The sequence below is a fragment of the Bacteroidota bacterium genome, from assembly GCA_018698135.1.
In the GTDB taxonomy this organism is placed as follows: domain Bacteria; phylum Bacteroidota; class Bacteroidia; order CAILMK01; family JAAYUY01; genus JABINZ01.
In genome coordinates, this window is the sequence record JABINZ010000223.1 from 1 (window position 1) to 7,018 (window position 7,018).

General features: G+C 30.7%; 7 protein-coding genes. All 7 read left to right on the forward strand.

Going from position 1 to position 7,018, the window contains the following annotated elements:
• Positions 1-544: UDP-N-acetylglucosamine 2-epimerase (non-hydrolyzing) (locus tag HOG71_14235; GenBank protein MBT5992006.1), on the forward strand; the 544-nt coding region annotated here is incomplete at its 5' end.
• Positions 545-591: 47 nt separating this feature from the next.
• The gene (locus HOG71_14240) at positions 592-963 is read left to right on the forward strand and encodes a GxxExxY protein (GenBank protein ID MBT5992007.1); all 372 of its coding nucleotides are present in this window, start codon (positions 592-594) and stop codon (positions 961-963) included.
• 61 nt (positions 964-1,024) lie between these two features.
• Positions 1,025-2,320, forward strand: coding sequence for an NAD(P)/FAD-dependent oxidoreductase (locus HOG71_14245; protein MBT5992008.1), 1,296 nt, complete (start codon positions 1,025-1,027; stop codon positions 2,318-2,320).
• Between the two features lie 78 nt (positions 2,321-2,398).
• On the forward strand, positions 2,399-3,334 hold the full coding sequence (locus HOG71_14250; protein ID MBT5992009.1) for a polysaccharide deacetylase family protein: 936 nt from the start codon (positions 2,399-2,401) through the stop codon (positions 3,332-3,334).
• A gap of 3 nt (positions 3,335-3,337) precedes the next feature.
• On the forward strand, positions 3,338-4,219 hold the full coding sequence (locus HOG71_14255; GenBank protein ID MBT5992010.1) for a methyltransferase domain-containing protein: 882 nt from the start codon (positions 3,338-3,340) through the stop codon (positions 4,217-4,219).
• Positions 4,212-5,261, forward strand: coding sequence for a glycosyltransferase family 2 protein (locus HOG71_14260; GenBank protein ID MBT5992011.1), 1,050 nt, complete (start codon positions 4,212-4,214; stop codon positions 5,259-5,261). Before HOG71_14255 ends, HOG71_14260 begins: the two co-directional genes overlap by 8 nt.
• Positions 5,242-6,762 (forward strand): hypothetical protein, encoded by a 1,521-nt coding sequence (locus HOG71_14265; protein ID MBT5992012.1) that lies wholly within the window; start codon positions 5,242-5,244, stop codon positions 6,760-6,762. Before HOG71_14260 ends, HOG71_14265 begins: the two co-directional genes overlap by 20 nt.
• Positions 6,763-7,018: the final 256 nt, after the last annotated feature.

A 7,018-nucleotide genomic window follows, 5' to 3' on the forward strand; every position in this document is an offset into this window, starting at 1 on the left:
TGATGCTTTGATGAGAAATTTGGAAGTAGCGAAATCAAAATCGATTATACTCGATGAACTGAAATTAACAGAAAACTCATATTACTTATTGACACTTCATAGGCCTTATAATGTGGATAATCCAAACGTTTTGAGAAATATCCTAGACACATTAAGCCAATTAGATGAAGCTGTTTTGTTTCCTGTGCATCCAAGGACAAAAAGTATTCTAGATACAAATAGAATTGTAGTCGGGAAAAATATTCAAATGGTTGATCTACTAGGCTACTTGGACTTCATTTATCTTCAATCGAATGCAAGGAAAATATTAACAGACTCGGGAGGTATACAAAAAGAAGCATTTATATTAATGAAACCCTGTATTACCTTACGCTCAGAAACTGAATGGATAGAAACTGTTGAAGAGGGATGGAACTTGCTAATGAAGCCAGAAAGTGATTTAGATGCAGAAAAAATAATGAATTTCAATCCAACTAAAGTTCAAATGGATATTTTTGGACGTAATAATGCAGACAAAATGGTTGAGATCATTAATAATATATAAAAGTTGTTACACAAAGTTTCACAAAGAAGACAAAGGATCACAGAGTTATGGTTGAAAATGAGATTTCCAAGCTCATAATAGGCAAGTCTATTGAGATACACAGGTCTTTAGGACCTGGATTGTTAGAATCTGCATATCAGGAGTGCTTATTTTATGAGTTAGTCACTGAAGGATTGAAAGTTGAAAAGGAGAAGCCAATGCCAATAGTTTATAAGGAAGTCAAACTTGATCATGGCTACAGATTAGACTTATTGGTAGAAAATAAAGTTGTTATAGAAATAAAAAGTATAGAAAGTTTTACAGATGTTCATACAGCACAAGTACTAACCTATTTAAAACTGGGTGGTTACAAATTAGGCTTATTGATTAACTTTAATGTTCCCCTGCTTAAAAATGGACTTAAAAGAATTATTAATTAATCCTTTGAGAAACTCTGTGAATACTTTGTGCGACTTTGTGTAACAGTATTAATTCTTAATTATGAAGAATACCGTAGCAGTAATTGGTGGAGGAATGATGGGGATGACAGTTGCTTTGCGAATGTCAGAGAAAGGATATGATGTAAGTTTATATGAAGCATCTGAAAGTCTTGGTGGTTTGGCATCTGCATGGCAAATTGATGATATTGTTTGGGATAAATTCTATCATGTTGTTTTACTATCCGATTTATACACACGAAAAATTATCAAGGAAATTGGGCTTGAAGAAGAGACAAACTGGGTTGAAACAAAAACAGGTTTCTATTCAGGAGGGAAACTTTTTTCAATGTCGAACCTCATTGAGTTTTTTAAATTTCCACCTATAAACCTCATTGATAAATTTCGTTTAGGACTAACCATTTTTGCCGCTTCGAAAATGAAGAACTGGAAACGACTAGAGAATATCAAAGTTGAAAATTGGTTAACAAAATGGTCAGGAAAAAATACATTCAATAAAATTTGGTTGCCTCTATTACGCGCAAAGCTCGGTGAAAACTATAAAGAAACATCAGCCGCTTTTATTTGGGCAACAATTCAACGCATGTATGCAGCTAGAAATACAGGATTAAAGAAAGAGATGTTTGGATATGTTTCTGGTGGATATGCAAACATTCTTGATAAGCTATACAAGCATATTGAATCAAAAGGTATTAAAGTATTTACTTCTCACATTACCAAGAGCATTACTAAAAAAGAAAATGAATTTGAAATTGTATTTGAAAATGGACATATTGAAAATGTTAAAAACGTAATTTCAACTATTCCTTCATCAATAAATGCAGAGCTAATTAAGGATTTACTAAATATTGAAATAGAAAAACTGAAAAGTATACAATATTTAGGAGTTGTATGTACCTCTGTATTAATTAAGAACCAATTATCTCCCTATTATGTTACTAACATAACTGATGATGCACCGTTTACCGGAATTATTGAAATGGGAGCCTTGGTTGACAGGAAAAATTTCAATGGTTACAGTTTGATATACCTTCCAAAATATGTGAAAGCTTCAGATGAATTCTATCATAAATCGAATGCTGAAATTGAAAATATTTTTATTTCAAAACTGAAAGAAATGTATCCTGAAATCAAAGATGAGGATATTATCTGTGTTCAAACTGCAAGAGCAGCAAACGTTTTTGCATTACCAACTATTGCTTATTCAATTTCATTAACAAATATGCAAACCTCTGTTGAAGGTATATTTATTATTAATTCGTCATATATAACAAATAGTACGTTGAATGTTAACGATACTGTGAAGTTAGCCGAAGATGCCGTAGATAAGTATTTTTGAAATATTTAGACTGAATTTTAAACTTTGTTTGAGATGTTATTTTGATGGAATTATTGGATAACCAATATTATTTATTGCATGAAGAAAAAAAAGATAGCTAGTATTTCTCTTGATCTTGATAATCAGTGGTCTTATATGAAAATCCACGGTGATGAGGGTTGGGAAAGTTACCCCTCTTACTTTGAAATTTTTGTCCCCTATGTTTTAGACCTGTTAGATGAACTTGAATTAAAAATTACAGTTTTTATTGTTGGAAAGGATGCAGTAGATGAGAAGAATGTAAAGTACCTTAAAATGATTTCGGAAAGAGGTCATGAGATTGGAAATCATTCGTTTAAGCATGAGTCCTGGTTGCAAAAATATTCAAGAAAAGAACTGGAAGAAGAAATTGATACTGCAATTGAGGCAATCAATAAAGCAACAGGTCAGCAACCAAATGGTTTCCGGGGACCTGGTTTTAGTTGGAGTATGGATTTATTAGAAGTATTAGAAGAAAGAGGATATATGTATGATGCTTCAACTTTACCAACCTACATAGGTCCATTAGCTAGAATGTATTATTTCTGGAAATCGGATTTATCAAAAGAGGAAAAGAAGGATAGAGGTGAATTATTTGGAACATTTAAAGATGGATTACGAAAATTGAAACCCTATTATCACAAACTTCCAAATGGAAAAAAAATATTGGAAATACCAGTTACCACCATTCCTGTTATTAAAATACCATTTCATCTGAGCTATTTGTTGTATTTGAGTGGGATTTCGAAATTCCTTATGAAGTTTTATTTAGGCTTTGCGATATTTATGTGTAAAATTACCAATACAACACCTAGCTTTTTATTACACCCTCTGGATGTTATTGGCGGAGATCAAATAACACAGTTGGCATTTTTTCCAGGTATGAATATCGAGAGTGAAAAGAAAGCAGAAGTATTTAAATATGTAATCAATTTATTGAAAAAGCATTACGATTTAAGTTTTATGAGTACTCATGCTGAAAGGCATTTAAACTAAATTATGGTAAAGGTAAAAGAGTGTAAACATATCAATGAATGTGATTCTATTCAAGAAAGATTTATCAAAGATGATTATATTATAAATGACTGCTTGATATGTGAACATCGTTACACGAAAATTGATAGAGAGCTTCACGACCATTTAGCTTCGACATATAACGATCATTATTTTTTCGGAGGTAAAGATGGATATCCAGATTATTTTCAAGAAAAGGATATCTTAATTGAACATGGGCATAAATATGCCAAAAGAATAGCCAAGTTTAAACCAACGGGAACTGTTCTAGATGTTGGAAGTGCTTCAGGTTTTGTTTTAAAAGGGTTTATTGAAAAGGGTTGGAAAGGAGAAGGGGTTGAGCCAAATACCAGTATGGTTAATTATGGTAAAACTGATTTAGGCTTAACAATAACCAATTCGTCTTTTGAAGATTTTAAATCAGATAAAAAGTTTGATTTGATTTCAATGATTCAGGTGGTAGGGCATTTTTATGATTTGGATAAAGTTATTAAAAAATCATATGATTTACTAAAAGATGATGGTCTGCTTTTAATTGAATCCTGGGATAAAAATAGCATACCTGCTAAAATACTTAATAAAAATTGGCATGAGTATAGTCCTCCTTCGGTTTTGCATTGGTTTTCGAAAAGTAGTATTGTAAATGTTTTTGCACAACATAATTTCAGCCCGGTTAAATTTGGAAAACCAAAGAAGAAAATAGCTATAAAACATGCATTTACATTAATGGAAAATAAATCTAATTCAAAGTTAGTAAAGAAGATTTTATCAATAGTAAGTAGATCATTCATTTCTAAGTTTAAAGTACTCTACCCTCCTTTGGATATTTTTTGGGTAATATTTGAGAAAAAAAAGCATCATGAATAATAAACCTTTTATAACTCTAGTCATTCCTGCATATAACGAGGAGGCTATTATTAATGACAACATTAATCAAGTTGTTGAGTACCTACAAAAGCTAGATAAGTATAAGTGGGAAATAGTTTTAATAAATGATGGTAGTAAGGATAAAACAGGTGAAATAGCGGACAAGCTTGAACATGAATTTGAATTTCTTCGAGTGATCCATCATCCCGTTAATTTGAATTTGGGTCGCGCTATTCAAACAGGATTTAAAAATGCGAAAGGAGAGATCATTGTTGTTCTTGATATTGATTTAAGCTATTCAGTTGATCATATTGAAAAACTAGTTGTACGCCAAATCGAAGCACAAGCTGATATTGTTCTTGCTTCTTGTTATATGAAGGGTGGGAAGGTATCTAATGTGCCATTTAAACGGGCGGTAATGAGCAAATTTGCTAACAAGTTTATGCGCTTTGCAGCCCAGGATAAGTATTACACTTATACATCAATGGTAAGGGCATATAAGTCTACTTTTATAAAAACTCTTAATTTAAAAACTAGGGATTACGAAATAAATCCTGAAATATTATATAAAGGAATGATTCTACGAGCCAGAATTGAAGAAATTCCAGCTCATTTAAACTGGATTAAGCAAGAAGAAATTGGAAAAAAGAGAAGCTCGAGCATAAAACTCCTTTGGGGTGTAGTTTCAAGCTTAATGTCTGGATTTATCTTTCGACCTCACATATATTTTGTAGCTACCGGGGTTTTTACCATGATAATTTCCTTATATATTATTGTTTGGATATTGATCAATACTTTCCAGGTTTATCCGGAAATAGTAATTGAAAATCATTATTTTGACGACATATTTACAAGCGCAGTTGCTACTGTATTTAAAGAACGCCCATATTCATTTCTTGTTGGAGGGTTTACTTTTGTAGTCTCTATGCAGCTTCTTAGTTTAGGATTTATTGCATTACAGAATAAACGGTATTTTGAAGAAATGTTTCATCTGTCAACAAGTATCTTTAAGAATTTAAAGAATGAGAAAAAACACCCTTGATTTTCTAAAAGAATATTTTCCGCTTATTATTTCATTATTTATTCTATCAACGATAAGCATAATTCATATTTTCACAAATGATTTATGGATTGATGAGTCATCAAGCTTAATTACAACTGAGGTTTCTTTATTAAAAGTAATTCAGCAAGCACTTATTTGGGAAGAGCAAGCACCTTTATACTATTTCATATTAGGTATTTGGCGTTTAATCAGCACAAATTATATGTTTGCACGCTTTCTATCATTGATATTTATGCTATTAAGTGTGGTTAAAATATACATGATAATCAAGCAATATGAAAAGTCAAAGTTGCTTTTAACACTCTTTTTACTATTTATTTCTATCAATCATAATGCAATATATTCAGCTGTAAATATCCGCTATTATAGTTTAACAATTTTTATCTGCGTAATCCTTATTTGTCAGTTTCTGAAATACTATGTATCAGACATTAAACCTGATTTGAAGGAAAAGATATTTTTTTCAATTGTAGCAACAATATCTATTTTAACACAATACTATATTGGCTTTCTACTTTTGGCAATAGGTGGTGTTATTTTAATCCATAAAGGGTTTAAAGATTTTTTTCGTTATTGTATTTTAATGATTTTACCAATTACAGTAATAATCCTTCAATGCATAATCATCTTTTCGCAAGTTGAAACGTATCTTGCTTACAACATGCAAGGCTCGGGTGTTTTGGGAATGTTTAAGTTCATTCTTGTAAAAATTGAAGATAATTTAGTTGCTTTCAACAGTTTTCCTGACGTAAGATGGTTGCGTTATTTAATCAGAATTGTTTATGTTTTTGTATTAGTAACAGCATTTATTAATAGGGGGAAAATACGGCATGAAGCAAAATACCTCATCTTTTTGTTGGTAATTATGTTTATTCCTTTGTCAGTTTTGTACTTTACAATGGGTGACGATTTTATTTGTTTCAGGCATACAATGTTTTTGTATTTTCCGATAATTCTATTATTCTTCTTTGTCATTAAGCCATTAAATTTCAACCTTAAGATAATAATACTATCTTTTATTTTGGCAATGAATGTTTTATCAGAATATCAGTATATAAGTAAACCGAATGTTGTTAAAGAATTGAATAGTTTTTTGTGTGAAGTTGAAAATGAAAACGAACCCATTTTTGTGTATCCAAATGAACAAAAACATAATTTGCATTATCAATATTCTGGAGTTAATGAATTATTTGGTGTTCCATTTAATATAGATTGCTCAGGAGGTTATAAAATAAATCACTGGGTAATACGAGATAGCAATCAACTAGATTCCATGTTTATTAATTCATTAACTAAAGCTACTAGTAATTTTTATGTTGTAATTGAAGATCATTTTACATTTATGAATATTGATTTTAAATTTAACTATTTTTTAAAATATTTAAATAAATCATTTATTTGTGATTTCGATACTTCGATAAACAATTACCGGGTTCTAAAGTTATCAATTCCTGTTGAAAAAATAGCCAGCAGCTTGTAATCAATAATAAATATATAGTGTGCAAACAATCAAAATACTGAAAATAATTCCCTAAGTAGTTGATTTATATCTTACTTTTCTAAAAACTAACTAATTGGTTGTGGCCTAAGTTTACATAGAAGTTGTTCAAAGTTGACGCAATAAAATTACTGTAAAAGCCAATAGATGCAATGCTTTCCAATGAGTTTTGTTTGTTTCAAAACGTACCAGAATTGCCTTGTAAGCATCCAACCAAGCATTTGTCCTTTCTATAACA

Excerpts from the sequence above, each read along its gene's own strand:
- HOG71_14240 (MBT5992007.1), top strand. The coding sequence starts at position 592 with ATGGTTGAAAATGAGATTTCCAAGCTCATAATAGGCAAGTCTATTGAG.
- HOG71_14245 (MBT5992008.1), top strand. The coding sequence starts at position 1,025 with ATGAAGAATACCGTAGCAGTAATTGGTGGAGGAATGATGGGGATGACA.
- HOG71_14250 (MBT5992009.1), top strand. The coding sequence starts at position 2,399 with ATGAAGAAAAAAAAGATAGCTAGTATTTCTCTTGATCTTGATAATCAG.
- HOG71_14255 (MBT5992010.1), top strand. The coding sequence starts at position 3,338 with ATGGTAAAGGTAAAAGAGTGTAAACATATCAATGAATGTGATTCTATT.
- HOG71_14260 (MBT5992011.1), top strand. The coding sequence starts at position 4,212 with ATGAATAATAAACCTTTTATAACTCTAGTCATTCCTGCATATAACGAG.
- HOG71_14265 (MBT5992012.1), top strand. The coding sequence starts at position 5,242 with ATGAGAAAAAACACCCTTGATTTTCTAAAAGAATATTTTCCGCTTATT.